At 63.2% G+C, this 25632-nt stretch carries 21 protein-coding genes and 3 pseudogenes; 12 read left to right on the top strand and 12 right to left on the bottom strand.

The window, feature by feature from the left end:
• Genes VSR82_RS33270 through VSR82_RS33255 form a run of 4 tightly spaced genes read right to left on the bottom strand, consistent with a single transcriptional unit; the run spans window position 1 to window position 4837 of the window.
• On the bottom strand, window positions 1-1914 hold the full coding sequence (locus VSR82_RS33270; RefSeq protein ID WP_498858442.1) for a HutD family protein: 1914 nt from the start codon (window positions 1912-1914) through the stop codon (window positions 1-3).
• Complete coding sequence (locus tag VSR82_RS33265) at window positions 1911-2843, bottom strand: electron transfer flavoprotein subunit alpha/FixB family protein (RefSeq protein ID WP_429455883.1); 933 nt, start codon at window positions 2841-2843, stop codon at window positions 1911-1913. Before VSR82_RS33265 ends, VSR82_RS33270 begins: the two co-directional genes overlap by 4 nt.
• Window positions 2840-3628 (bottom strand): electron transfer flavoprotein subunit beta/FixA family protein, encoded by a 789-nt coding sequence (locus tag VSR82_RS33260; RefSeq protein ID WP_429457714.1) that lies wholly within the window; start codon window positions 3626-3628, stop codon window positions 2840-2842. The genes VSR82_RS33265 and VSR82_RS33260 overlap by 4 nt, the downstream gene beginning before the upstream one ends.
• Window positions 3629-3649: 21 nt before the next feature.
• Window positions 3650-4837 (bottom strand): NAD(P)/FAD-dependent oxidoreductase, encoded by a 1188-nt coding sequence (locus VSR82_RS33255; RefSeq protein WP_429455882.1) that lies wholly within the window; start codon window positions 4835-4837, stop codon window positions 3650-3652.
• A 192-nt stretch (window positions 4838-5029) separates the two neighbouring features.
• On the opposite strand from VSR82_RS33255, the gene VSR82_RS33250 reads away from it, so the two are divergent.
• Both VSR82_RS33250 and hutG read left to right on the top strand, forming a co-directional pair.
• Window positions 5030-5995 (top strand): LysR family transcriptional regulator, encoded by a 966-nt coding sequence (locus VSR82_RS33250; RefSeq protein ID WP_429455881.1) that lies wholly within the window; start codon window positions 5030-5032, stop codon window positions 5993-5995.
• A 26-nt stretch (window positions 5996-6021) separates the two neighbouring features.
• Window positions 6022-6816: an N-formylglutamate deformylase gene (hutG, locus tag VSR82_RS33245; protein ID WP_429455880.1), complete on the top strand. Its 795-nt coding sequence runs from the start codon at window positions 6022-6024 to the stop codon at window positions 6814-6816.
• A 250-nt stretch (window positions 6817-7066) separates the two neighbouring features.
• Here hutG and VSR82_RS33240 read toward each other — a convergent pair whose 3' ends face one another.
• A complete protein-coding gene (locus VSR82_RS33240) occupies window positions 7067-7669 on the bottom strand; it encodes a helix-turn-helix domain-containing protein (protein WP_410851823.1) in 603 nt (200 codons plus the stop codon).
• A gap of 161 nt (window positions 7670-7830) precedes the next feature.
• On the opposite strand from VSR82_RS33240, the gene glnT reads away from it, so the two are divergent.
• The 9 genes and pseudogenes from glnT to VSR82_RS33195 form a co-directional block, all read left to right on the top strand.
• Window positions 7831-9225 (top strand): type III glutamate--ammonia ligase, encoded by a 1395-nt coding sequence (glnT, locus tag VSR82_RS33235; RefSeq protein ID WP_429455879.1) that lies wholly within the window; start codon window positions 7831-7833, stop codon window positions 9223-9225.
• An 11-nt stretch (window positions 9226-9236) separates the two neighbouring features.
• On the top strand, window positions 9237-10145 hold the full coding sequence (locus VSR82_RS33230) for a class II glutamine amidotransferase (RefSeq protein ID WP_429455878.1): 909 nt from the start codon (window positions 9237-9239) through the stop codon (window positions 10143-10145).
• On the top strand, window positions 10133-10822 hold the full coding sequence (locus VSR82_RS33225; RefSeq protein WP_410851825.1) for a GltB/FmdC/FwdC-like GXGXG domain-containing protein: 690 nt from the start codon (window positions 10133-10135) through the stop codon (window positions 10820-10822). The genes VSR82_RS33230 and VSR82_RS33225 overlap by 13 nt, the downstream gene beginning before the upstream one ends.
• Window positions 10823-10849: 27 nt before the next feature.
• Window positions 10850-12211 carry an FMN-binding glutamate synthase family protein gene (locus tag VSR82_RS33220; RefSeq protein ID WP_410851826.1) on the top strand — a complete coding sequence of 454 codons (1362 nt, stop codon included), beginning with the start codon at window positions 10850-10852 and terminating at the stop codon, window positions 12209-12211.
• 28 nt (window positions 12212-12239) lie between these two features.
• The gene (locus VSR82_RS33215) at window positions 12240-13673 is read left to right on the top strand and encodes an APC family permease (RefSeq protein WP_368587659.1); all 1434 of its coding nucleotides are present in this window, start codon (window positions 12240-12242) and stop codon (window positions 13671-13673) included.
• Window positions 13670-15412 carry a bifunctional protein-serine/threonine kinase/phosphatase gene (locus VSR82_RS33210; protein ID WP_429455876.1) on the top strand — a complete coding sequence of 581 codons (1743 nt, stop codon included), beginning with the start codon at window positions 13670-13672 and terminating at the stop codon, window positions 15410-15412. The genes VSR82_RS33215 and VSR82_RS33210 overlap by 4 nt, the downstream gene beginning before the upstream one ends.
• 139 nt (window positions 15413-15551) lie before the next feature.
• Window positions 15552-16345 (top strand): annotated as a pseudogene (locus VSR82_RS33205) (ABC transporter substrate-binding protein); the annotation flags it as partial.
• Between the two features lie 191 nt (window positions 16346-16536).
• Window positions 16537-16734: a hypothetical protein gene (locus VSR82_RS33200; protein WP_429455875.1), complete on the top strand. Its 198-nt coding sequence runs from the start codon at window positions 16537-16539 to the stop codon at window positions 16732-16734.
• Between the two features lie 588 nt (window positions 16735-17322).
• Window positions 17323-17586 (top strand): annotated as a pseudogene (locus VSR82_RS33195) (ISKra4-like element ISBte2 family transposase); the annotation flags it as partial.
• A 977-nt stretch (window positions 17587-18563) separates the two neighbouring features.
• Here the strand turns inward: VSR82_RS33195 and VSR82_RS33190 are convergent.
• The 3 genes from VSR82_RS33190 to VSR82_RS33180 form a co-directional block, all read right to left on the bottom strand.
• Window positions 18564-19190 (bottom strand): tyrosine-type recombinase/integrase, encoded by a 627-nt coding sequence (locus tag VSR82_RS33190; RefSeq protein ID WP_429455873.1) that lies wholly within the window; start codon window positions 19188-19190, stop codon window positions 18564-18566.
• Between the two features lie 384 nt (window positions 19191-19574).
• Window positions 19575-19958, bottom strand: a complete 384-nt coding sequence (locus VSR82_RS33185; RefSeq protein ID WP_429455872.1) for a nuclear transport factor 2 family protein — start codon at window positions 19956-19958, stop codon at window positions 19575-19577.
• A 360-nt stretch (window positions 19959-20318) separates the two neighbouring features.
• Window positions 20319-20777, bottom strand: a complete 459-nt coding sequence (locus VSR82_RS33180; protein WP_498858441.1) for a hypothetical protein — start codon at window positions 20775-20777, stop codon at window positions 20319-20321.
• 345 nt (window positions 20778-21122) lie between these two features.
• Here VSR82_RS33180 and VSR82_RS33175 point away from each other — a divergent pair, with 345 nt between their 5' ends.
• Window positions 21123-21500, top strand: coding sequence for a hypothetical protein (locus VSR82_RS33175; protein ID WP_410853000.1), 378 nt, complete (start codon window positions 21123-21125; stop codon window positions 21498-21500).
• A 462-nt stretch (window positions 21501-21962) separates the two neighbouring features.
• Here the strand turns inward: VSR82_RS33175 and VSR82_RS33170 are convergent.
• The 4 genes and pseudogenes from VSR82_RS33170 to VSR82_RS33155 form a co-directional block, all read right to left on the bottom strand.
• A pseudogene (locus tag VSR82_RS33170) lies at window positions 21963-22178 on the bottom strand (SDR family NAD(P)-dependent oxidoreductase); the annotation flags it as partial.
• A gap of 157 nt (window positions 22179-22335) precedes the next feature.
• On the bottom strand, window positions 22336-23250 hold the full coding sequence (locus VSR82_RS33165) for an alpha/beta fold hydrolase (protein WP_498858440.1): 915 nt from the start codon (window positions 23248-23250) through the stop codon (window positions 22336-22338).
• A gap of 34 nt (window positions 23251-23284) precedes the next feature.
• Window positions 23285-23857, bottom strand: coding sequence for a TetR/AcrR family transcriptional regulator (locus tag VSR82_RS33160; protein ID WP_498858439.1), 573 nt, complete (start codon window positions 23855-23857; stop codon window positions 23285-23287).
• A 229-nt stretch (window positions 23858-24086) separates the two neighbouring features.
• Window positions 24087-24728, bottom strand: a complete 642-nt coding sequence (locus VSR82_RS33155; protein WP_498858438.1) for a glutathione S-transferase family protein — start codon at window positions 24726-24728, stop codon at window positions 24087-24089.
• Window positions 24729-25632: the final 904 nt, after the last annotated feature.

Genomic DNA, 25632 nt, shown 5'->3' with positions numbered 1-25632 from the left:
CTAAGGAGCGAACGCCGAGCTAGCGGAGTCGTCGATCCGCAGCAGACGGCCCGCGTTGGCGATCACGATGAACGTGCCGACGTTGTGCAGGATCGCTGCCCACACTGCGCCGAGCATGCCGGTCGCGGCGAGCGCGATCACCGCGAGCGTCCACGCGAGGCCGATCGCCGCATTGGTCGTCGCCGTGCGCCGGCATTGCCGGCCGAGGCGGATGCAGGTCGGAATCCGCCGCAGATCGTCGCCCAGCAGCACGATGTCGGCCGACGCGATCGCAATGTCGACGCCGCGCTCGCCCATCGCGATGCTCGTCGAGCCGGCCTTGATCGCCAGCACGTCGTTCAGCCCGTCGCCGACGACGAGCGGATGCAGGCCCGCCCCGATCTCGCGCATCACGTAATCGAGCTTGTCGTGCGGCAGCGCCTGCGCGACCACCGTCTCGATACCCGTCTCGGCCGCGACTTTGCCGGCGACGCGCTCGAGGTCGCCCGTCAGCAGCGTCTGCCGCGCGAGGCCCAGCGTTCGCAGCTCGGCGAGCGCTTCGCGCGCGTCGGGCCGCAACGTGTCGGCAAAACCGAACCACGCGAGCAGCCGCCCGCCGAGCACGAGTCCGACGAGCGGCCCGTCGAAACCGTCAGGCGCCGGCGGCAAGTCACCGGCATGGTCGGCCAGCAGTGTGGGCCGGCCGAGTACCGCCGTGCCGGCCGGCGTGTCGGCGATGACGCCGAGCCCGCGCAATTCCCGCGTGCGTTCGAACGGCGCAACATCGGCGCTCGTGAGGCCGGACGCAACGGCATCACGGACGAGCGCGCGGCTCGCAGGATGCGCGCTGCTTTCGCCGAGCCGCGCGGCCAGCGCACGCGCCTGCGCGGCGTCGACACCGGGCTGCGGCCACACCTGCCGGACCTGCAATTCCGCGCGGGTGAGCGTGCCCGTCTTGTCGATCACGAGCGAATCGACCTCGGCGATCTTGTCGAGGAACGCGGCATTGCGAAACAGAATGCCGTGCCGCGCGCCGACCGCGATCCCGGCAATGGCCGTGGACGGCGCGGCGAGCACCAGCGCGCACGGGCACGCGGCCACGATGACCGCGAGCATCGCCGATGCATTGGCGGACGTGAACCAGACGATCGCGGCGATCAGCAGGACGAGCGCGAGATACGCGCCCATATGCCGCTCGAGTACCTGCGTGACGGGCGGTTTCGCCTGCTCCGCATGCTGCATCAGCGCGATGATCTTGCCGAGCGTCGAATCCTTGCCGGCGTGAGTGACCTGGATGCGCAGCACGCCGTCGAGATTCAGTGCGCCGCCATAAACGGCGCTGCGGTCGATTTCCTCGCGTCGTCCGTCGATCCAGATGCCTGTCATCGGCTGCAGCGACACGCCGTTGAGCAGCGCGCTCGTCACGCCCCATTGTCCTTCGACGCACAAGACGAGCTGCGTCGAAGCTGCGGTGATCCGCAGCGAGTGCGAGGCGACATTGACGCGGGCCTGGCAAGCGCCGCGCCGCGTCATCACGTTCAGTACCTCGACCGGTCGGGCGCGCACGCTCGCCCAGATCAGCAGATCGCCGGAAAACTGCACGGGCTGTCCCGGGCGCGCGAACCACGCGCCATCCTGCGAATGCAGATCGAGCGCGCCGTCATCGAGCAACAGCAGCGTGCGATCGAGTCCCGGAAATTGCGAGAACCTGGCGGGACCATTCAGTGCGGCGAGGCTGACGCGCCACTCGATGCCGCCATCGTCGCTCGCGCGTTTGGCGATGGTGCGCGTGATGCCGCCGCCGTTCGCCCACGTTTCGGGCGCGAGTTGCGCGCAGTCGAAGAAATGAATCGAGTGCTGCGAGGGTGGCTTCCCGAAGCTCGCCGAGGCACGGAGCGGGGCGCCGCGTTGATCCGGATGCGTGAAGTCCGTCATGAGGTGCCCCGTGCGCCGACGTACGCTTCCAGGTCGCGCATCGTCTCGAACAAATCGCCGACGAACCCGATGTCGGCGACGGAAAAGATCGGTGCGTCGGGGTCCTTATTGACGGCGACGATGAGCTTCGAGTCCTTCATGCCGGCCAGATGCTGAATCGCGCCGGAGATGCCGAAGGCCAGGTAAGCATCGGGCGCGACCGTTTTGCCGGTCTGTCCGACCTGTGCGGCGTTGGGCGCGTAACCGGCATCGACGGCGGCGCGCGAGGCGCCGAGAGCGGCGCCGATGCGCTCGGCCAGGGTGCCGAGCCGCGCCATGTTTTCTTGCGACGCGAGGCCCCGGCCGCCTGCCACGACGACGCGCGCAGTCGATAGATCGTGGCCCGTTTGCTGCGCCGCCTGTCGTTCCACGAGGCTTGTCTTTTCAAACGCAGGCACGGCATCGAGCGTCACGATCGACGCGTTCCCGCCCGCACGTTCGACCGGCGCAAACGACGACGCGCGAAACGTCGCGAACGTGAGCGCCGTTTCGCTTGCCACGGTCGCCAGCACGCTGCCCGCATACAGCCCACGCACGAAACAGCCATCGTTCGCGAGTCCGAGCGCGTCAGGCACGAACGCGCTGCCGGTCAACGCGGCCGCGCGCGGAAACGCGCCGCGCGCCAGCGGCCGATGGGCGGCGGCAATCAGCGAATAGCCGGTGCACACGCTGCGCAATTGAGCGGCGAGACTTTCCGGCGTCGCCACGCCGTCGTAGCGGCTGCTCAGCACGCGTGCTACGCCGGGGATCTGCGCGGCCTCGTTGGCGGTCTCGGCATCGAACGTAAGCACGTCGAGCGGCGCGCCTCGCTGAGAGACAGCGCCGATTACGCGCAACGTGGCGTCGCTGATCGAGCCGTGATCCGATTCAGCCAGTACCAGAGTTTTCATACGATGGCTCCTGCGCGGTCGAACACGCGATGCGCCGCGAGCGCATCGAGCAAAGCCGCGGTATTCGCGACCTTCACGCCCGCCTGCCGCGCGGGCGGATCGCGCAGCTCGACGATCCGGCTTTGCGGCGTGAGCGTGCCGCCGAGCGTGGCCGCGTCGAGGGTCGCGAGAGGCTTCTGCCTGGCCTTCACGATGTTCGGCAAGCTCACGCGCCGAGGCTCGGCCAGGCGCAGGTCCGCGCTGACGACCGCCGCGCCGTCGAGCTGCCATGTCGCGGTGCCCGAGTCGTCGCCGCAGGTCACGCGCCAGCCGGAGCCGTGGGCGACGATGGCGCTCGCGTCGAGCGCCTGCGGCCAGTCGAGCAGGCCCGCGAGCATCGCGGCGACGCCGCCCGTATCGTCGTCGATGGCCTGCTTGCCGCAGATCACGAGGCCGAATGCATCGCCGTGCGCCGACAGATACGCGCGCAGCAGGCGCGCGACAGCCAGCGAGTCCAGCGAGTCCTGCGATGTCGCAGCCGCGCCCGTATCGAGCAGGACCGCGTTGTCCGCGCCCATCGCGAGCGCCGTGCGCAGCACGTCCTGGCTATTGGCCTGCCCGCAGGTGATGACGGTCACCTGCGAGGCGTGTCCCGCTTCCTTCAGTTGCAACGCTTTTTCCAGCGCGCACTCGTCGAAGGGATTGAGCGACATCTTCAGGCCGTTCGTGTCGATCGCGCCGCCGGCGCCGACTCGCACGCGCACGTTCGGATCGACCACGCGCTTGACGGGGACGAGAACCTTGATGGACATGATCGTCTCCATGAATCAGGACACCGCGCCCGAGCCGTATTTGCCGACCAGCAGCGCGCCCGTCGAGAAGCGCTCGAGCGCATAGGGCGCGAGCGACACATCGGTCGGCTGACCGAGCGCATGCTGCGCGAGCAGCCTGCCGATGCCCGGCGAGAGCTTGAAGCCGTGTCCGGAGAAGCCGAAGCCGACCACCAGTCCCTCGACATCGCCGACACCGCCGAGCACCGGATTCCAGTCGGGCGTGACGTCGTAGACGCCCGTCCACGACGACGCGAGCCCCGCCGTCTCGTAGGCGGGAAACCGCTCGGCGACCTGCGCGCCGACTTCGACGACATAGTCGAGGGAGATCTCGCCCTGCTCGGTCTCCGGCGCGTTGAGCGTTTCGCCGACCACGCCTTCGGACACCAGCATCTGGCTGCCGCCGTAGCTGCGAAAATAGAGCATGCCGGGCGAACCGAGGTCCTTGAACGCCGGCATGCCGAAGGTGTATGCCCCCGTCTCGCATTCGAGGGCGAGCACCGTGTGGCGCTCGGGTTTCACAGGCAGCGGCACGCCGATCCAGGCGGCCAGCTCGGGCGTCCAGATGTTCTGCGTGCTGACGAGGGTGCCGCAGCTGAAGCGGCCCGCGCTCGTCTCGACGCCGGTCACGCGGCGACCTTCGCGGATCACGCCCGTCACGCTCACGCCTTCCATGATCTTCGCGCCGCGGCGGCGCGCCGACCTGGCGAAGCTGGTCGCGACGAGATAGGCGTCGGCGAAGCCGGCCTCGGGCTCGAATCCGATCAGCGCCGCGTCGTCGAACTGCGCGATCGGCAGGCGCTCGCGCGCTTCGGCGCGGTTCATCAATTGCACTTCGATGCCCATCTCCTGCTGCGCGGCGAGCGACGCGCGCAGTGGTTCGAGCTTGTCGCCTTCGGGCGCGCAGATCAGGTAGCCGCATTTGACGAGCCCGCACGACGCTTCGTCGTCGCCGACATACTCGGCGAAGTGGTTGAACGCCGACCACGACGAGCGCGCGAGCTCGACGTTCTGGCGAACCGAATAGTGCGTGCGCAGCAGGCCGGATGATTGCGAAGTCGTGCCGGCGCCGATCGTGTCGCGCTCGAGGACCAGCACGCTTTTCGCGCCGGCGGCGGCGAGATGGTGCGCGACCGAGGCGCCGATCACGCCGGCGCCGATCACGATGAAGTCATAGTGGCTCATGGGAGCGTTCCGATTTTCCTGTAGGGGCGATGGAACGGATTCTAGAAAGCCGAAACGCGGGGGAATTTTGTATTAGGCAAACTTATGGCGTGGGTCCGACATTGCTCATCATGAGCGTGGGCGAATTTTGAGCAAGCAGCATTCGACATCGTCGCGCGACATGCGCTGGGCGCCGCGGACACTGGAGTCATGATGAGACGAACTCAACCGCCAATCGATCTGCGCGCGCTGCAGGCCTTCATCGCCGTGTGCGAGACCGGCTCGATGACGGGCGCGGCCAGGCAGTTGGGCGTGAGCCAGAGTGCGATCAGCCAGGCGGTCTCGGCGCTCGAGCGCGATCAGGGCATGACGCTGTTCGACCGCGAGAGCCGGCCGCCGCGGCCCAATATTGCCGGGCGCGCCTTGCTCGAGCTCGCGGGGCCGCTGCTCGAGCATGCGCAGATGGTCAGCACGCGCATCGGCGACGCGTCGCACGCGGGCACGCTGCCTGTGCGGCTTGGTTGTGTCGATTCGTTCGCGGCCACGGTCGGGCCGGAGCTGATTCGCGCGGTGTCGAATTCGGCCCGGCAGATCGCGTTGTGGTCGGGTCTCACGCCGGGGCTGTCGAAGCAGCTGCACGAGCGGGAACTCGATCTCGCCGTCTGCACGCAGACGACGCTGAACGATGCGCGCATCGTCGAAGTGCCGCTCTTTTCGGAAGCGTTCGTCGCGGTCGTCGCGCGCAGCCATCTCGCCGGCCGTGCGCCGCTCGACTGGCGCACGCTCAAGACGGAGCTGCCGCTGATTCGCTATACGGCGCGCTCGGTGATCGGCCAGCAGGTCGAGCGCTTCGCGCGGCATCTCGGCATTGACAGTCCGCGCCGCTACGAATTCGACGCGACCGATCCGCTGCTGAGTCTGGTGGCGGCCCGGCTCGGCTTTGCGATCTCGACGCCGCTGTGCCTGTGGCAAGCACGGCACTATCTCGACGAGATCGCGGTGTTGCCGCTGCCGTCCGGGCGGCTCGGACGGCGCGATTTCTTCCTGCTGCACCGGCAGGGCGAGTGGGACGATTTCGCGAGCGAAATCGTCACCTTGACGCGCACGGTCATCGATCGCTCGATCCAGCCGGCGCTGGCGCGTGCGTTGCCGCAGCTTCCCGCCGACGCATTGCTCTAGTCGCGTCGTTTTCATGGAGAACGTCTTTGGACGATCTATATACGTTGCAAAGCGGCGAGGCGCCGCTGCTGATCTCGATTCCACATCTGGGCAGCCGGATTCCCGCCGAACTTCAGCCGCTCTATACGGAACAGGCGCTCACGGTTGCCGATACCGACTGGCATCTCGACCGTCTGTACGATTTCGCCGCGGAATTGGGAGCGACGGTGCTTGGCGCGAAGCTGTCGCGCTATGTGATCGACCTGAACCGGCCGCCGAACGACGAGAGCCTGTATCCGGGGCAAACTATGACCGGCCTGTGCCCGGCTGAGACGTTTCGCGGCGAGCCGGTCTACCGCGCTGGCTGCGAGCCTAACGCGCAGGACAAAGCGCGGCGCGTGACGGACTACTGGCAGCCTTATCACGACCGGCTGCGCGCGGAACTCGCGCGTCTGCGCGAGCGTCACGCTCACGTCGTGCTGTGGGAGGCGCATTCGATCGCGAGCGTGCTGCCGCGCCTGTTCGACGGCAAGCTGCCGGACCTGAACCTCGGCACGCAGGACGGCCGCACGGCTGCACCCGCCTTGCAGGCAGCCGCCGTTGCCGCCGCCGCAGCGAGCTCGTTCAGCTGGGTCGCGAACGGACGCTTCAAGGGCGGCTATATCACGCGTCACTTCGGCGCGCCGCACGACGGTGTGCACGCGCTCCAGCTCGAGATGTGCCAGTCGACCTACATGAGCGAGCGCGCGCCGTTTGCCTATGACGAGGTACGTGCGGCACGCGTGCAGCCGGTATTGCGCGCAATGATCGAGGACGTGCTGCGCGCCTTGGCGACTTTATAAGTTGTGTTGATACACCGTCGTAACCCGCCTGGCCGTTTCAGTGCAGCTTTGCACCGCATTCACGATTCGGGCGCACCGCAGGCAAGCAGAAGCAGGAGAAGCCGGGAGAGGGGGCAAGACCGCGGTGCGCCGCCAGTGTTTATTGACAGGAACTTTTGATTCTCACTGATAAACATGGCACGGACGTTGCATGACAGTGGGACAGTTGCCCGGAATGCGGCCGCGAGGTCGGAGCCGAGGTGGAGGCCGCTCACTCGGCGGCGGACTGAGCGTAGACGAAGATCGAAAGAAACTGGATCGGCGTCTTGATCAGGCGTTCTGGGCCATGCGGGATATCGCCGCGGAACGTGAGCGTGTCGCCGGGATGCAGGATGTAGGTTTGCTGGCCGTGGCGGTATTCGATCACGCCCTTGAGCATGTGGATGAACTCGGTGCCCGGGTGCTCGAAGACGGGGAAACGCTCCGACTCGTCGTCCATCGTGATGAGGAACGGTTCGAAGAGCTTGCGCGGGCCCTGATCGTACGCGAGCAGATGGTAGGTGTGGCCGCGCTGCGTGCCCTTGCGGACGACCTCCATGCCGGCGCCTTTCTTGACCAGTTGGGCGCCGCCTTGCGGGACGTCGAAGTTGCGAAACAGCGCCGACATCGACACGCCGAGCGCCATGGCGATGCGGTGGAGCACGTCGAGCCCGGCCGAGGTTTGCGCGTTCTCGATCTTCGAGAGCATTCCGCGGCTGATGCCGGCCTGCTCGGCGACCTGCGCGATGGTCAGTTCGTGAGACTGGCGCAGCTCGCGGATCGTCGTGCCGAGATGGCGTTCGAGCGGTGATTTGTTGTCGTCCGCGGTTTGCATGGATGACCTCGGAAAAAGGAAGCAAGGTTAGCAGATCGCACTGGTTTGCCGGCCTTTGAAGCGGGCCTTTGAAGCGGGCCTTGAAAGCGGGAACGCGTGCGCGCAGAGTTTCCTGGTGGGAAATATTTTTGCATGTTAATAAATTGTTGCAAGGAGTGGCAATGAACCTGAACGATGCGAGCAAGCTGCCGGTCACCGTCAACGAGCTCGGGAGCGTGCCGCGCTTCGACACGGCACAAGACGCGCAGGCCTGGCTCACGCAACAGGGCGTGAAATACGTGCTGGCGCAGTTCGTCGATATTCACGGCGTGGCGAAGGCAAAGTCGGTGCCGGTCGCGCATCTGAAAAGCGTGCTCACCGCGGGGGCGGGTTTCGCCGGCTTTGCGATCTGGGGTGTCGGGATCGAGCCGAACGGGCCGGACTTCATGGCTGTCGGCGATCTGTCGACGCTCACGCCGGTGCCCTGGCAGCCCGGCATTGCGCGCATCGCGTGCGATGGCCATGTCGACGGCAAGCCCTGGCAGTTCGATTCGCGCGTGACGCTGAAGAAACAGGTCGCGCGCATGACCGGGCGCGGCTGGACGCTCTACACGGGGCTCGAACCCGAGTTCTCGCTGCTGCGCCGCTCGGCGTCGGGCCTGCTCGAGCCATGCGATCCGAGCGATACGCTCGCGAAACCGTGCTACGACTACAAAGGCCTCTCGCGCACCCGCGTGTTCCTGGAAAAGCTCACCGAATCGATGCGCGCGGTCGGCATCGACGTCTATCAGATCGACCACGAGGATGCGAACGGCCAGTTCGAGATCAACTACACGTACACGGATTGCCTGACTTCATGCGACCACTACGTGTTCTTCAAGATGGCCGCGTCCGAGATCGCCAACGAGCTCGGCATGATTTGCTCGTTCATGGCCAAGCCGTTTGCGAATCGTCCCGGCAACGGCATGCACATGCACATGTCGATCGGCGACGGCGAGCGCAATCTGTTCGCCGACAAGGGCGATCCGCTCGGCATGGGCCTCTCGAAGCTCGGCTACCAGTTCACGGCCGGCTTGCTCGCCCATGCGCCGGCGCTCGCGGCGCTGTGCAATCCCACCGTCAACTCGTACAAGCGGCTGGTAGTGGGCCGTTCTCTGACGGGCGCGACCTGGGCGCCTGCCTATATCAGCTACGGCGACAACAATCGGTCGACGATGGTGCGCATGCCGGGCGAGCGCATCGAACTGCGCCTGCCGGACGGCTCGTGCAATCCGTATCTGGCGACCGCCGCCGTGATCGCGGCCGGGCTCGACGGCATCGAGCGCGAATTGTCGCCGGGCGCCCCCGCCAACGAAAACCTCTACGACTGGACACCGCGGCAATTGCGCGAGCACGGCATCGGCGTGCTGCCGCAGAACCTCGAACAGGCGCTCGACGCGCTCGAAGCGGACCGCCTGATCTGCGATGCGCTCGGCCCGGTCGCCGATGAATTCCTCAAGTTGAAGCGCATGGAATGGCTCGAATACATGCGCCACGTATCGGATTGGGAGCTGAAGAGCTACCTCGAATTTTTCTAAGGAGACGCACTATGTGTGGAATCGTAGGGCTGCTGGTCAAGACGCCGGCACTACGTGAACGGCTCGGCGAACTGATGGTGCCGATGCTGATCGGCATGACCGAGCGCGGCCCCGACTCGGCCGGGCTGGCCGTGTTCGGCACGGCGGTCGATGCGCACCAGCGCAAGCTCAGCCTCTACTCGGGCTTCACCGACGAAGGCGAGCGTTTCGCCTGGCAACCGCTCGTCGACGCGTTGAACGCCGCGATGGATGTCACGCCGCGCATCGAAGCGAAGGGCAATCATGCCGTGCTGACGCTGCAAGGCAGCGTCGAGAACGTGAAGCGCTGGCTCGGCGAGCATTATCCGAAGCTCTATCTGCTGTCCGCGGGCCGCTCGATCGACCTCTACAAGGACATCGGCTCGCCCGCGCAGGTTGCTCAACGCTACGGCTTCGCGGACCTGAAGGGCTCGCATCTGGTCGGGCATACGCGGATGGCGACCGAATCGGCGGTCACGCCGGATCGCGCGCATCCGTTCACGGCGGGCGAGGACTTCTGCCTAGTGCACAACGGCTCGCTGTCGAATGCGCACGGCGTGCGGCGCAAGCTCGAACCCGAGGGCATTCACTTCGATACCGACAACGATACGGAAGCGGCCTGCCGCTTTCTCGAATGGCGCCTGCGCGAAGGCGACACGTTGCCGGACGCGCTGCAAAAAGGCTTCGAAGAGCTCGACGGCTTCTACACCTTTCTGATGGGCACGACGACCGAGCTCGCGCTGATCCGCGATCCGTTCGCCTGCAAGCCCGCCGTGGTCGCGGAGAACGACGAGTACGTGGCGATTGCCTCGGAGTTCCGTTCGCTCGCGCATCTGCCCGACATCAAGAATGCGAAGGTCTTCGAACCCGCACCTGAGGAGATGTATGTATGGAAAGCGTGACATTCGACCTTGAACGCTCGCCGGTCAGGGCGCTGAACCAGTACCTGCACGGCGATGCCGCTGAGCTTACCGGTCAGCGCATCACGGTGAGTTCGCCCAACGGCGCGCACAACATCGCGGTCGGCGTCGATGCCGACGTCAGCATCACGATCGAGGGCCATGCCGGCTACTACGCGGGCGGCATGAACCAGCACGCGAAGATCGTCATCGAGGGCAGCGCGGGCACCGGGGTCGCCGAAAACATGATGAGTGGCAAGGTGCACGTGAAGGGCTTTGCGTCGAACGGCGCGGGTGCTTCGGCGCATGGCGGGCTGCTCGTCATCCACGGCGACGCGGGCCTGCGTTGCGGGATTTCGCTGAAGGGGGGCGACATCGTCGTCGGCGGATCGGTGGGCAGCTTCTCGGCGTTCATGGCGCAAGCGGGCCGCATGGTGATCTGCGGCGATGCGGGCGACGCGCTCGGCGACTCGCTCTACGAAGCGGTGCTGTATGTGAAGGGTGAAGTGAAATCGCTCGGCGCGGACGCGCAGTTCGAGCCGATGAGCGATGCGGACGTCATGGCCGTCGCCGCGCTGCTCGATGCGGCCGGACTGCAGCACGATCCGCGCGCGTTCAAACGCATCGCCTCGGCTCGCACGCTCTACCACTGGAACGCCGACGCGGACCAGGAATATTGAACACCCAAGATCATCGAGAAGGTCCCCATGGAAAAGCCCGTTCATTTCGCCCGCTTGCAGCAGGAAGAGTCGCAAGGCTACGACCGCAAGACGATCGACTACATCCACATGGCCGCGCAGCGCGGTCTCTATGAAATCCGCGGCCTTGGCGCCAAGCGGCGCGTGCCGCACTTCGACGATCTGCTGTTCCTCGGCGCGTCGCTGTCGCGCTATCCGCTCGAAGGGTATCGCGAGAAGTGCGTCACCAAAACGGTGCTTGGCACACGCTTTGCGAGCAAACCCGTCGTGCTCGACATCCCGATCACGATTGCGGGTATGAGCTTCGGCGCGCTCTCGGCGAACGTGAAGGAAGCGCTGGGACGTGCGGCGACGGCGGCCGGCACCTCGACGACGACGGGCGACGGTGGCATGACGCAGGAAGAACGTCGTTCGTCGAAGACGCTGGTCTACCAGTGCCTGCCGTCGCGCTATGGCTTCAACCCCGACGACGTGCGCCGCGCCGATGCGATCGAAATCGTGATTGGCCAGGGCGCGAAGCCGGGCGGCGGGGGGATGCTGCTGGGCCAGAAAGTGAACCCGCGGGTCGCCGCGATGCGCACGCTGCCCGCGGGCGTGGACCAGCGTTCGGCGAGCCGTCATCCGGACTGGACCGGCCCCGATGACCTCGCGATCAAGATTCAGGAGTTGCGCGAAATCACCGATTGGGAAAAGCCGATCTACGTGAAGGTCGGCGCGACCCGCACGTTCAACGACGTGAAGCTGGCGGTGCATGCCGGCGCGGATGTGGTGGTGATCGATGGGATGCAGGGCGGCACCGCGGCGACGCAAACGTGCTTCATCGAGAACGTCGGCATTCCGACGCTCGCCGCGGTGCGGCAGGCCGTCGACGCGCTCGAGGACCTGAACATGAAAGGGCAGGTGCAGCTAATCGTGTCGGGCGGCATCCGCACCGGGGCCGACGTGGCGAAGGCGCTCGCGCTCGGCGCCGATGCCGTGGCGATCGGGCAGGGCGTGCTGATGGCGCTCGGCTGCAACAGCGACACCTATTTCAAGGATGGCGCGCTGCATTCGGCCACCGCCGATTACGCGGCGCTCAACACGTCGCCGGGTTTTTGCCACCACTGCCACACGGGCAAGTGCCCGGTCGGCGTGACGACCCAGGACGCCATGCTCGAGCAGCGCGTGCAGCCGGAGGAAGGCTCGCGCCGGGTACGCAACTACCTGAAGACGCTGAACATGGAACTGACGACGATCGCACGCGCCTGCGGCAAGCAGAACGTGCATCACCTGGAGCCGGAGGATCTCGTGGCGCTGACGGTGGAGGCGGCCGCGATGGCGCGCGTGCCGCTCGCCGGCACCTCGTGGATACCAGGACTAGCGAATTACTGAACCACCAACGTAAGCAGGAGAGCCCAGCATGAGCGCAACACCGCAACCTACCGCTGTTCCTTCGCAGTCCGCCGATCTTCGATCGTCGAGCCTGGGCTTCATGGAGACGATCGGCCAGTCTCTCGCCAACATCTCTCCGACTCTAACGCCGTCGATCAACGTCGTGGCCGTCGCGGCACTCGCGGGTGCGGGCAGCTGGCTGGTCTACGGGCTGTCGACGCTCGGGCTCATGTTCGTCAGTCTCAACATCGCCGTGCTGGCCAGCCGGTTCGCCGCGGCCGGATCGTTCTTCATCTTCATCTCGCGCTCGCTCGGGCCAATGGCGGGCGGCATCGCCGGATGGGGGCTGATTGCCGCCTACACCGGTACGGCGATGGGCGTGCTCGCCGGCGAAGCCATCTTCGTGCAGAACGCGTTCACGCCGTTCGGCATCGCCGTGCCGACCTGGCTGATCTATGTGGTGAGCGCGGGGTTGGCCTGGTTCCTGTCGTCGCGCGACATCAAGCTGTCTTCGCGCCTGAGCCTCGCGATCGAGGCCGCCTCGATCACGATCGTCGGCGGCGTGCTGCTGGTGGTCTTCTATCAGCATCCCGAGCGCATCGTCGATCATGCGCAGCTGTCGCTGCAGGGCACGACGCCCAAAGGGATGGCGGAGGCGATGGTGCTCGGCATCTTCTCGTTCGTCGGCTTCGAGAGCGCCGCGTCGCTCGGCAAGGAAACCAGGGACCCGCTGAAGGCGATTCCTCGCGCCATCATCTGGAGCATGGTGCTGGCCGGCGCCTTCTTCATGTTCGTCGCCTACTCGATGGTCGTCGCCTACGGCGGCAACGTGAGCAAGCTCGGCGCCGATACCGCACCACTGCAGACGCTGCTGAGCGGACTCGGTGCACCGGCGCTGGCGCCGCTGTTCTATCTGATCGCGTCGGTGAGCGCGTTCGCCTGCGTGCTGGCCTCGATCAATGCCGCGAGCCGGCTGCTGTTCTCGATGGGCCGCTATCAGTTCGTGCACCGCTCGATGGGCATGGTGCACACCAAGCATCAGACGCCGCACTATGCGGTGGCCTTTGCCGCGCTCCTCTCGCTGGCCGTGAATCTCGCGTTGCTGGGCACGGGCGCGTTGAATACGTTCGGCTATACGAGCACGTTCGCGACATTCGGCTTCATCGTGGCCTACTTCCTGATCTCGGTGTCCGCGCCGCTCTACCTGAAGAAGCAGGGGCAGCTCAAGCTTGCCAATCTGGTGGTGGGCATCCTCGGCGCCGTGGCGATGATCGGCGGGTTCTTCGGCAGCGTCTATCCGGTTCCGGACTGGCCGTACAACATCCTGCCTTATCTGTTCGCGGCCTACATGCTGTTCGGCCTCGGCTGGCTCGCGATGCTGAAGAAGCGTGCGCCGCAGGTTCTCGATAAGATCGAGCATGATCTCGAATCGAGCGAAGCTGCGATCTTCGACAGGAAATGACCGACACACCCCTCGCGAATGCCATCGAAGCAGCGTGCATGACACTGCGGCCCGAGCGCGGCGAATCTCCTGAGCTCGACATCGCCTTTGTTTCCGAGCCGGGCCGCAGCGGGCGCAACGAGGACTACGTCGGCATCATGCTCGGGGATCTGATGCAACGCTCGGCGCGGGGGAGCGTAGTCGCGCTGGCTGACGGCATGAGCGGCGGCCGGGGAGGGCGCGTGGCGGCCGAGCTCGCCGTGCGAAGCTTCATCGACGGCTACTATGCGCCGCCTCACACGCTGGCGCCCGAAGCCGCGGCGTCGCGCGCGCTCGATGCGATTCACCGCTGGCTGCACCAGATCGGCCGCAGCGACGCGGCGCTCAGTCAGATGGCGGCGTGCTTTGCGGCGCTCGTGATCAGGGGCGCCACGGCCTGGCTCGTCGGCGCGGGGGACGTGCGGCTTTATCAGCTGCGCGATGGCGAAGTGTCGCAACTCGGCGGCGACGACGTCATCGACGTGCCGTTCGGCGCCTTCGTCGCGCATGCGGTCGGCATGCAGAGTGCGCTGGTGACACGCATCGAGAGCTGGGCGCTAAAGGAAGGTGACCGCCTGCTGCTGTGCTCCGACGGGCTCTATCGACGCACACCGTGGCGCGAGTTGCGGGCCGTGCTGTCGGCGCAGGCGTCCGCGGCCGCGGTGGCTGAACGGCTCGTCCAGATGGCGCGCTCGCGCGGCTCGACCGACGACGTCTCGGCGGTCGTGGTCGACGTGCGCAAGGTGCCGGACCTCGACTATCGCTATCTCGAAGGCGTGCTCGGCGACCTGCCGATTCTCGCGGTTCCCGCGTGTGGCGAGGTGATCGACGGCTATGCGCTGACCACGGTACTGAGCGACGGACATTACTCGCGGATCTTCATCGGCCACGACCTTGCCGACCCGCAAAAGCGGCTCGCGCTCAAGTTCCCGAAGCCGCGCGTCGACGAAGACGCCAACGTGCGCCAGTCGATCGTCCGGGAACGGTGGCTCGCGGGGAAGATTGACAGCGAGAACGTACTTGCGCCGAGCGCGATCGATCCCGCGCGCCAGACCCGCCTCTATGTCGTGATGCCGTTCCTCGACGGCTTGCCGCTCGAAACCTTGATGACGCCGGCACTGATGTCGCTGACGCGCGGCCTCGCGATCGCGCGTCAGCTCGGCCGCGCGATCCACGCGCTGAATCGCCAGGGCATCTTCCATCGCGACATCAAACCCGAGAACGTGCTGGTGTTGCCCGACGGCAGCGTGAGGCTGCTGGACCTCGGCTTTGCCTACATGCCCGGCCTGCTCGCGCCGGGGCCGTCTATTGCGCCGGGCACGCCCGCCTACATGGCGCCCGAGCTTCTCAAAGGCGGGAAGGGCGATGCGCGCTCCGAGGTCCTTGCGTTCGGCGTCACCCTGTATCGCATGTTCAGCGGCGGACGCTCGCCGTACGGCTTCAATAGCCGGGTTCCGTTGCAGCATCACCGACCCGACCTGCCAGCATGGCTTGACCTCGTGCTCGAGAAGGCGATGCAGGCCGATCCGGAGCGTCGCTATCAGGATGCGCTCGAGCTCTGTGCCGAGCTGGACCGATTCGCCGCGGGCGGCGGCGAAACGCCAACGGCAGCGAGGCTGCCATTTATCGAGCGCAGTCCGGTGACCTTCTGGAAAAGCGTGGCGTTGATCCTTCTGATCCTGCTGCTGATTGCGTTGGCGCACGGTTCGGGAGCGGCCTGAAAGGTCCCGGCGGCTTTTATTTTTTCTAATTTCTTGGCATTCCATCATCTCAGAAGACGGGATTCATGGTCCTGTGATCATCGTCTACTGCACCGTTACCGCGGCGCTGTACGTCCCTTAAACGTTTCTGGAGATCGACATGAGCAGTAAATGGATTGTGTTTGCAGCGCCGCTGACTGCTGCGTGCTTGATGACGCTCGCGGCAGCGCCCGCACTCGCCGCCGACCCGATCGTCTTCACGAGCTGGGGCGGCACCACGCAATCGTCGCAACAGAAGAACTGGGCGCAGCCGTTCACGCAGGCGAGCGGTATCACCGTATTGATGGATGGCCCGAACCGACTACGGCAAGCTAAAGGCAATGGTCGATAGCGGCAACGTGAGCTGGGACGTCGTCGATGTGGAGGGCGACTTCGCGTACGCCGCGCAAAAGGCCGGCCTGATCGAGCCGATCGACTACTCGGTCGTGAAGAAGGACGAACTGGACCCGCGCTTCGCGACGCCGGACGCGGTAGGCAGCTTCTATTACTCGTTCGTGCTCGGCTACAACAAGTCGAAGTACACGGGCGCACAGCCGCAGACGTGCGGCGGATCTGTTCGACACCAAGAAATTCCCCGGCAAGCGCACGTTCTACAAGTGGTCGGCACCGGGCGTGCTGGAAATCGCGCTGCTCGCCGACGGCGTGCCGCCGAACAAACTCTATCCGCTCGATCTCGACCGCGCGTTCAAGAAGCTCGACACGATCAAGAGCGACATCGTCTGGTGGAGCGGCGGCGCGCAGTCGCAGCAACTGCTCGCATCGGGCGAAGCGCCGATCGGCATGTTCTGGAACGGACGTTTGCATGCGCTCGCGCAGACCGGTGTGCCGGTCGGCATTTCGTGGAACCAGAACCTGACCGCCGCCGACATGCTCGTGATTCCAAAGGGCGCGAAATGGTCCGTGACATTCTCGAGCGCGTCGCAAAGCCGACCCTTGATCCTTCGGAACGCCGAAGTCCGCCTCGCGCACGTCGCTCGTCAAGCCGATAGGCGACAAAATCTGCCAGGTCTGGTTTCGCGTGCTGCCAATGCAGCCGTAGCCGGATCTGGTCACCCGTTCTTCGTTCTCGCCGCGAGGTAAACGACATGTTGAGCCCGCACGAATTGGCCACATTGTTGCTGTCGAAAGATGCGCCTGAGCGGATCGATTCGGATCGGGCAGAGCTTGGCACACTCCGCGAATTGCAATTGATTGCGAATGAGCCAGCTGGGCCGGGACTGCGGTTTCCTCGCGTGACGGCGCGTGGCGACGCCGTACTGCGTGCGTTTGCACGTGCAGGTTGACTGGTGCACCGACATTCTGTTGAGACGAACTATAGTCGTCTGTCGAGCCGTCTTCGCTGGCGGGGTGGCAATCCGGGTGTATCTGAGGAGGCCGACGTGGACCAATTTTGGTTGGGTATGGGGCTATGGGCCCGATCGTGCTGGTGATGGCGGCGTGTGGCGTGATTGCGCACTACAGCCGTCAACGGCGCGGTGCCGATCTGCTGCGCAACCTTGATCACCACGACTGGTGTCGCTGGACCCGGTCGCGACACTGAACGTCGTCGTCGGGACTGCAGTCACACACTGTCGCGCCGGTGAAAGTCAACCGCGACCAGTCGGCACGCGAGGTCGCAGCAGACGAAGGCCGTCAGGCGGTCCCAAGCCGTCTCGCACTGCACCGGGGAACCTCCCGTCGCGCTGGCTGCATTACTCCACAACCGGACGGATGAGCTACGCGCAGAATTCGGCCATAGCTGACGTTCAGGTGATGGCTTAGGTCGGTCGGCTTCACGGCACTCTCCGGCCGTTCGCACCTCAGCGGTCGTGAGCGACTCGTCTCGCTGTCGCCAACGCGTCCTTGCGACCGTTGCAGGCCTTCAGTGAGCCTTGGACCGGTTCACCACCCTCGTGAAGGCCACAACCGGAAGCAATCAAACGAAACCGTCGGTCATAACCGATGGTGCCAAATGCCTCCACTCAATCGCTTGTCGATTATCGTTTTCTCCTACCCCTGTTCTGGACTCGTTCCATATATCAATGAGAGTGACGTATCTCAAGCAGATCATCAAGGGCATACACGCACAATCCGAAGCGGAAAAGGCCACCCGACGTGTGCTGATGTCCCGCGTTGACAAGCTGCGCTGGTGCTTCACTTCGCGGGACGGTTGCATGCCATCACGATACATTGACGCGTTATCGCTACATCAAGCCAATGATTGGCGCGCGCAGTCACTGGCGCGATTTGCTGTGCATAACCGACGAGCCACGCGCGTACTACCTCACCGAGCGTGCTTGCGGCCACGTTTCCCATTGGCCGGGACTCGTCGAATTCAGTGCTCAGAGCCCGCCTCACAGCGTTATCGGAGACTTCCCGCACTCGAATCGGATCGAATTTTATTCTTGTTCGTCAGTCGGATAAGATCGCCGATTGTCGACGATTCTGGTTGAAACGCCGAATGTCCGAAACTGGCCGAGGGTGTGTCAAAACTCGAAATTACCCGGCTTTCGGATGTCACTTTACCCCTCCCCAAGTGCAACGAAGCCGGTACAGAGCATTCTGATGGGTCGACTTTTGCGCCCGACGTCGAAGCCGCACGTTTTGACACACCCTCGGCCGCGCCCTGACAGCGACGCAGACTCTACAATCAACGACGCGCGTCGAGTACAAGAAAAATCGAGTAAAGCCGGTAGAGAAATCCGGGAGATTTGCGACTTACCGCCCCAGTCGCCCCATACAGCCGAAGATGCTTACAACCGCGAAAGCGACGAGGAGCGAGCCGACCAAGACGTAAGCGAGGAGGAATTTGATCGGTGATTCGGACTTGTATATGTCGCCCCCGAAACGTCCATGGACCTTTTCTTCCGTTCGATAGCTTGATAGCGTCGCGATTAAGCCGCCCGCTGATCCGACGAGAGTTCCGATCCAGCCGAAATGGATACCGTTGATCGGGTATGCAATGCATATTCCCCATGAAACGAGGGCCACCGTCAGGAGAGCCCCGACCATTCTATTCACTTTGGTAGTCGATTTCGAAGGACGACATCGAAATTGTCAACGATCTACGCACTGATGTCGAATGGCCGAAGGTGACCGGACAGCGCCCGAGTGCCGTCCGGCCGCCTGTCGTTCAAACCTCTGTCTGTTTCGCCATCTCGAGAGCGTCGTCGACCTCAATGCCAAGGTATCGAACGGTACTCTCGAGCTTTGCGTGACCGAGCAGCAACTGTATCGCGCGCAGGTTCTTTGTGCGCCGGTAAATCAGCGACGCTTTCGTTCGACGCATTGAATGCGTTCCGTAAGCTGTATCGTCGAGCCCGATCGACCGTATCCAGCGATGGACAAGGCGGGCGTACTGGCGCGTCGAAAGTTGGGCTGAGCCGTGAATGCGGCTTGGGAAGAGATAGTCGCTCGACGACGGTCCCGCCTCTCGAATCCACGCAGCGGCGCTCTCCCGGGTCTGTTCAGTGATTTCAAACTGGACCGGCCGCTGGGTCTTCTGCTGCATTACGGTCGCCCTTGGTGCCACACGCGAGCCAAGACAGATATCCCTCACTCGCAATTTCGTTAGATCGCACGCTCTCAACTTGCTGTCGATCGCGAGGTTGAACAGCGCGAGCTCGCGCGCTCTTCCAGCAAGCTGCAGGCGGATACGGATTCCCCAAATCTCCCTCAGCTTCAGTGGCAGCTTCTGCCCCGTCAGCTTGTCCTTGTTCCGCGGTACACGGCCGACGCCCGGGTTGATGGTGGCTTCCATGACGAATCTCCTTTCGAAGGACGGGAGAATCAGTTTGCACCCGGCGCCGCCGCGCAATACCCGACCCGGAGGCGACACTCACAATCCCCCACAGCGGCCATTCAGATTGGCGACAAACGACGCCCAGTGCGGTTTGAGCAGAGCCCGATTGGCCCCCACTCGTTCCGCGCGATGGCCAATACTGTCGTGGTGCACTCGCGGCCCTTGAAGCGTCGATCATTGACGCGTTCTGATTGAACACGCTTTCCAACCGTTTTGCAGAGCCTTATCGCCGCCGTGTTGTCCGACGTCTCCGCAAGGATTCGCTGAACTGCGAATTCGAGGAAGCCAAATTCCAGCGAGGCGACCATTAAGTGATTGTGCTTATATCCCCGCAATGCATTGTCATGCGATCTGCTGAACCCATTGACTCCGCCAACGCGGCGCTTCAAAGGGATCTGAAAAGTACTGGGTCTCGTGCATGACCTTCCCGTTGCGGAACTCCATGATGCTTACCGTGTAAGCCGGCCGCCCGTTATAGGTGATGGAGTATTCCGTGATCCATAGATTACCTTCTCCTTGAATTCGCCTGACATCGAAACCTGCTGGCTTGCCTGGATGATGACTCCGCAGTGCCTGCAAATTCATTCGCCCGAGGATTCGTTCACCCGACTGGGGATAGTCACAGATGGCATCGTCATCGTAAATATCGTGTTCTGCGTCGAGATCGCCGGCCGCCGACGCTTGCCAGTGCGCATTCAGGGCTTCACGTATTTTCTCTTCCTGCATGGAGTGCCTCCGGCTGCCGTTTACGTTCACCTATTGCGGGCGTCGTGGAATAAACCCGGGCGCCCGTCCTGACGACATCGAGACTCCACGAAGCATGTGCTCAATCGGGGTCTCAACTTCATAGTGATGGGCATCTGTTAGCAAGGGGACGACTTCACGAATTGTGTACGAACTTCGAGTCGGTGTCGAACGACCGTTTCTGGCCGGGTTGAGGCAGCGCCCTGCGTAACTCGCTCGCCGGAAACCGGCCATTGAGGGAAGGCGCGCAAGACATCTGCTAGCCAAACTGGACGACAGCCTCGAACGGCCGCTGATGGCCCGATCTGTGTCCCGCGATCGAGCATCACGGCCCGCACGCAGTCACCGTTGAAGCCAATCGCCGCGACCAATGCCATAAATGCGATCGCACTCGTCGTATGCCTCCTCGAGCGTGGCATACCAATGATCGGAGGTCGGAGATGCCTCTTCTGTGGATTCGTACCGCATCAGCAGAAAGCTTCCGTCGTTAAGCTGTTCAATCTCGACTTTCCAGGTCGTGCCTTGGCTTGCGCCTCGGCCATCAAGAGATGTCCGTGTCGGTGCCCAAATCCGCATAGGTAATTCGCGTCCGTTGAACGTAGTGTTTGGAGGGTCGTCAAGCCTGGCCGACACTGACCTGAAAAAGAGGGCTGGTGCCGGCCACTTATCCGGGTCTATCCATTCCGGGCGAAGCCCGCGAATGTGTTCTTTTCGGACCTGTTCCATCGATTCCACGTTGCCCAGATCGGCCTCAATCTCACCGACGCAGCCCCAGCAGTCGCCGCCGCAGTTCATCGACAAGGGGTCGTCGGGCTGGTCGAGTGACCGCCCACATATCCGACATTTCATCGCTAGCCTTCCGGTATGTGAAGTAGCCAAATTGTCAGCGATTCGTGCAGGTACGTCGACCGGCCGGTCATGGCCGACCGCCGCCCGTGCGGTCGGCCGTACCCGGCCTGAGCGGACTTCTGATGTCTCGCGGCGGCAATGACTGCACGCCAAGGGAGGCAGTCGTTCGGTTGGGCACCGGTTGGGGACGGTCGCAGGTCTCCCGTTGTTCAGGGAAAAGGCGGGTAAATTATCAGTTTGATAACTCCGTCCGGCTGTCGAAGGCTTCATCGAAGTGACGCGACAGAAAACGGCGCAATGGAAATGCGGCTTCAGCACTACAATCTGGACGATGAAGCGCGAACGGAACTGCTAGGGTATCTAGTGGTTGCTCAACTCATCGCGCGAGCAAGCACGGGGCAATGGCTTGAAGCAGCGGATGTCTGCGAATCTGTACTGCTTTGGCTCTCGGCTAATGATGGCAATTGCGGTGCCCGGGAACGCTCTGAGTTGTCGCGGCTTTCGGTCGCCGCGGCTGAACAGTTTGTCGGCTTGCCGCCGTTCGACGATGAAGCGAGTTTAATTCAAATGATCTTGGCCCTGAACCGTCTTGACTATCGCAAAGCCGACGTCAAAAAAATATTGGCAGTTTGCGGTGAATACATCACGCATCGTCATGGCGCAGGCTGGTCCTGATAGGACAGTCAAGCCGTAAGCAGGCATGCCAGCGTCAAAGCACATTTGTTAGCCGTGACCGACGAGCGCGCGTCGCGCATCTGCCGAGTTTCAGAGTACGTCGGCCGTTCGAGTGACGACTGCACGCCTTCGGCGGCAGAAAGTGGCCGGGTCCTGCCAGCCGGCCAACGCTGGCTCCCGGCCGCCGCCGCCGCGCCGGGGAATGCACCAAACCGACCCCGAGCGGTCATACGCGGTCGCGACAGGCGGAAGGCCGCTTCCAAGGTATTACGGCCCGTCAAGTCGTCGGCCCGGACGGCAAATGCTCTGCCGTAGCGGTCGTGCGCCGCCATCGGACTTTCCACTCGATGAGAGGCCGTTGGTGAGAAACAGGTTAGACCGAGGTGCAGTCACGCGCAGTATTCAATCTGCCGTAGCATCGGCGACGAGCCTTGGATCTGAGGCCGTGTTGACGTGGTTTGCCACAGAGCTTGTTGCCGCGCGACGCTCGGTGTCATATGCGGTCAAGAGCCCCGCTGCCTTCGGGGCATTCAGTTCACGATTCGTCCGGGTGCACGAAGGCTCGACCAGGACCACTCGCACGCCAAACTGTCGGGTCTCATGGTCCAGGCTCTCCGACATCCCTTCGATGGAGTGTTTAGTTGCCGAGTAGAGGCCCATATAGGGCGCTGGCAGGAATCTGTGTCCAGTTCGCGTAGTCCTGCGGTACAGAGCCAAAGACCATATGCTCGCGGTCGGCGAATTGCTTCGCTGTGGCTCGGCCAATCCCTGAGGAAACCCCTGTGACGAAAACAACGAGTGGCTTGGACATTTTGAAACTCCAACCTGACGGGGTTCAATGGCTAACCGCCGCCCCAGGCGAAAGAATGTCGGCAACTGCTTTCGGGTCATCAACTTGAGGCCAGTGGTTAAGCGGCAGAAGGTGAAGTTCGGCGTGCTTGAACTGTTTGGCTAAGTCTTTGGCAACACCTACGTTTAGGAACGGATCGCCTTCACCCCAAATCAGGGTCACGGGCATTTCGAGGCTTGCCAGTTTGTCCACTGCTTTGCGGTTCTCCTCAACGTTCTTGTTCAGGTCTCCGGTCATCAAGTTAAATCCACGGATCGAATCGAGTTTTTCGAAGTTGTCTTCGATCATCGGTAGCAAACTGCTCTTCAATTTTGTTCGGATTTTTTCAGGCGCATCCGCCACGAATTGGTTGGCCTGGTAGCTCAACAGCCAGTTCCGTAGAGTCGTGTTGCTCATGACTGCTTCGGCGGCGGGCTTGAGCCATCCAGTAGAACTCAGTCGGATCAACTGCGGCAGCTTCAGGGTCGGCGTATCGGCGTAGTAGGTGTTGAGCAGGACGATCGCGCTGACACGGTCTTGGTGCTTGCGTGCGTAGTTGATCACCGCCGGGCCACCTGCGTCATGTGCCACTGGAATGAAGGACTTCAGGTGCAATGCGTCGGCGACCGCCGCAAGATCGGATTCCTGCTGGTCAAATGAATACTGGAAGGTGCCTGATTTTTCCGAATCTCCAAAGCCTAGGAAATCAAACGTGATGACACGTTGGCCGCGCTCGGAAAGGATGGGCGCCAACTCGTCATAAATTCGATGGTTGTCTGGAAAGCCATGAACCATGACCATTGCCGGCTCCGCACCGGGATAGTCTTTCACGTAGATGGACTGACCTGCTTTCTCGATGCGAAGCTCGTGGACCCCGGTCTTCCCGGTGGCGCCAGTGATGAGATTTTTACGCTGTTCCATGAGTTGCTCCAATCTGTGAATGTGTCCGACAGGTTTAAATCGCCCTGAGGTGCTGCTTCACATCCTCCAGAATCGCCGTTGAAGCGTCGGAATCTTCAACGACTCTTGACATCGTTACGGCCCCAATCATGGCCGCCACTGCGAACACAGCGGACGACCTGGCGGCCTTTGGCGGCTGACCGCCCATACGCTTCGCCAGTACATCGACCAGCTCTTCAAAACCTTGCGCGGCGGCTGCCCGCGTCTGCTCATCAGCCCTGGCGAGTTCGCTCCCCATCGCTGCCAGCGGACACCCGCCTGTCTGCGTGTCGCGGTGGTCCTCAGAGACATAGGCATTTACGACAGCGGAAAGTCCGCTGTCCGCATCGCTATCTCGCGCGGCGGCCTCGAGCCCGTCGATGACCTCGGTCATCGACTGCAAACACGCTTCTGCGACCAATTGATCCTTCGACGAAAAATGCCGATAAAACCCACCCTGCGTGAGGCCTAACGGCAACATCACGTCGTTCAATCCCGTCGCCTGGATGCCGTGGAGCCGGAACTCTCGCGCTGCGGCCTCGACAATGCGGCGGCGGGTATCCGCTGCTTCAACCTTGGACTTGCGCATCAGCTTGCTCCGTGTCGTTTTTGCGTGGTCGCTAACCATCTTATTTAGATGGTAGGTAACATCTAAACAGAAGTCAAGAAAGAAACCTGCGGGATCGCGGTCTTGGAACTGCAGGAGCACGAGAGGGCACGGACCCGCCTAGCGGCTGCCGTCGGATTTCAGGCGGAGAAAGTAGCCGCTGCGGCGCTTTTATTGCGATGCGCGCAGCAAGACGAGGCGGAAGAGCATCCTATTCGAAGGCCTGCAGTCCCTTCACTACGGCAGGACGCTGCGCGACAGCCTGAAACCACCGCATCAGGGCCGGGTGATCTGGCCACTGAATATTGCCGCTGAGCGCACGGGCGATGGTGAACGCCGCAATGTCGGCAAGCGAAAACGCATCGCCAGCCATGAATGCCGTCGACGCCAGGAATTGCTCCGCTTCGATGAGTGCAGCTCTTGCTAGTTCATGGATGTGCGAGGCCTGGGCGCTCGCGCCGGTTTGCTCAAGCCGGAATGCACTGTGACTTACCGCGATCACCTCAGTCAGAAAATAGAAAAAGCGCTCATAGACCTTGGCGCGTGCCACCGGATCGGCGGGCAGGAGCTTGTTCTTGGAGCGCTCGGCCGCAAACAGCATGATGGCATTCGACTGCGTCAACACGAAATTGCCGCCGTTCCGGTACTCGACAAGTACCGGAACCTTGCCGAAGGCATTCAGGACGCGATGTTGCTCGCTGCGCTGTTCGCCCGCAGCCAGGTTGCTCCGCCTGACCGTGTAGAGGAGGTCCGCCTCGTCAAGCGCGATCGCGGCACGGATACAGTTGCCAGTCAACGCTCCATACAGTTCGATCGAACCTTGCAAAATGCGCCCTGCCTCATTTGGGTCCATGCTGCCTCACGCTAGGCCACCGGCAAACACTGGCCGATTTCAGGCGGCCGAGGGGAGGGGCGCCGGTCGGCGCAACCCGTTGTCGTCACCCAGTTTACGCTGCTTCGCCGGCCGTACAACGGTCATTCGCGGGCAGAAAATGGTGAATTGCGAGCTTTCCGCTGCTGGATTGGCAGAGCTCAGCTAGCGCCCCTAGGTTGTAGCGGATGACCGGGCCGGCCACCCGCGCTTCGGCGATCCGTAATCCGCACGCGCGCAGCGCGTATGTGCGGGCTGCGGGGGATTTTCGCATCCGTGAAGGTCCGCTCCAAGAGTGAGATTGCCGCTCGAATGACCTCGTGGCGACAGTGTTGAATGGCGTTGGTGGCCGGGTCCTGCCTTGGGGCGGTTCCGCAGGACACGACCCGTTCGAGTCGCCTGACGGCGATCGGCCGCACGCGACCCACTCCTGTCAGATGACCTTCTCCACACCGGTCAGTCAACTAAGTTCAGTTTCTGTCAACCGGAGTGCCCATAAACGACCGTCGGCGACTTAACCCAATCGGCCAGGAGATGCCATTGAGCTCCGCCTGCCAAGGACCATTCGGTCGGCTGCTAGGCCTTGGACAACGGTCCTTCGCGCTCTTGATCGAAAGAAGCTCACTTGCCCCCACCCAGTCCGACGTATCCCGGCGGTTCCGGTGCGAGTTCGACGTCTTTTCCTGTTTTCCAGACGGCAGCTGCGGCTTCAGCTTGCTTGATCTGCTCACGTGTCAAGTAGGCCGCATTGTCAGGCAGTGAAGCGCCCCGGGTTTTCCGGAGACTCCACTTCTTGAGAAAATGGAGCTATGGAAAACACGAAGAAGAAGTCCCCGAGGTACTCGCCGGAAGTTCGTGAGCGGGCTGTGCGAATGGTACTGGAACA

Origin of the sequence: Burkholderia sp. JPY481, from assembly GCF_038900515.1 — a bacterium.
GTDB lineage: Bacteria > Pseudomonadota > Gammaproteobacteria > Burkholderiales > Burkholderiaceae > Paraburkholderia > Paraburkholderia youngii.
This window is presented reverse-complemented; position numbering and strand designations above follow the sequence as displayed.

Coding starts and splice junctions, on each gene's coding strand:
- VSR82_RS33215 (WP_368587659.1), top strand. CDS start 12,240: ATGAGCGCAACACCGCAACCTACCGCTGTTCCTTCGCAGTCCGCCGAT.
- VSR82_RS33175 (WP_410853000.1), top strand. CDS start 21,123: ATGGAAATGCGGCTTCAGCACTACAATCTGGACGATGAAGCGCGAACG.
- VSR82_RS33185 (WP_429455872.1), bottom strand. CDS start 19,958: ATGCAGGAAGAGAAAATACGTGAAGCCCTGAATGCGCACTGGCAAGCG.
- VSR82_RS33265 (WP_429455883.1), bottom strand. CDS start 2,843: ATGAAAACTCTGGTACTGGCTGAATCGGATCACGGCTCGATCAGCGAC.
- VSR82_RS33270 (WP_498858442.1), bottom strand. CDS start 1,914: ATGACGGACTTCACGCATCCGGATCAACGCGGCGCCCCGCTCCGTGCC.
- VSR82_RS33190 (WP_429455873.1), bottom strand. CDS start 19,190: ATGGAAGCCACCATCAACCCGGGCGTCGGCCGTGTACCGCGGAACAAG.
- VSR82_RS33200 (WP_429455875.1), top strand. CDS start 16,537: ATGTTGAGCCCGCACGAATTGGCCACATTGTTGCTGTCGAAAGATGCG.
- VSR82_RS33255 (WP_429455882.1), bottom strand. CDS start 4,837: ATGAGCCACTATGACTTCATCGTGATCGGCGCCGGCGTGATCGGCGCC.
- VSR82_RS33160 (WP_498858439.1), bottom strand. CDS start 23,857: ATGCGCAAGTCCAAGGTTGAAGCAGCGGATACCCGCCGCCGCATTGTC.
- VSR82_RS33230 (WP_429455878.1), top strand. CDS start 9,237: ATGTGTGGAATCGTAGGGCTGCTGGTCAAGACGCCGGCACTACGTGAA.
- VSR82_RS33155 (WP_498858438.1), bottom strand. CDS start 24,728: ATGGACCCAAATGAGGCAGGGCGCATTTTGCAAGGTTCGATCGAACTG.
- VSR82_RS33210 (WP_429455876.1), top strand. CDS start 13,670: ATGACCGACACACCCCTCGCGAATGCCATCGAAGCAGCGTGCATGACA.
- VSR82_RS33225 (WP_410851825.1), top strand. CDS start 10,133: ATGGAAAGCGTGACATTCGACCTTGAACGCTCGCCGGTCAGGGCGCTG.
- glnT (WP_429455879.1), top strand. CDS start 7,831: ATGAACCTGAACGATGCGAGCAAGCTGCCGGTCACCGTCAACGAGCTC.
- VSR82_RS33240 (WP_410851823.1), bottom strand. CDS start 7,669: ATGCAAACCGCGGACGACAACAAATCACCGCTCGAACGCCATCTCGGC.
- VSR82_RS33165 (WP_498858440.1), bottom strand. CDS start 23,250: ATGGAACAGCGTAAAAATCTCATCACTGGCGCCACCGGGAAGACCGGG.
- VSR82_RS33220 (WP_410851826.1), top strand. CDS start 10,850: ATGGAAAAGCCCGTTCATTTCGCCCGCTTGCAGCAGGAAGAGTCGCAA.
- VSR82_RS33250 (WP_429455881.1), top strand. CDS start 5,030: ATGAGACGAACTCAACCGCCAATCGATCTGCGCGCGCTGCAGGCCTTC.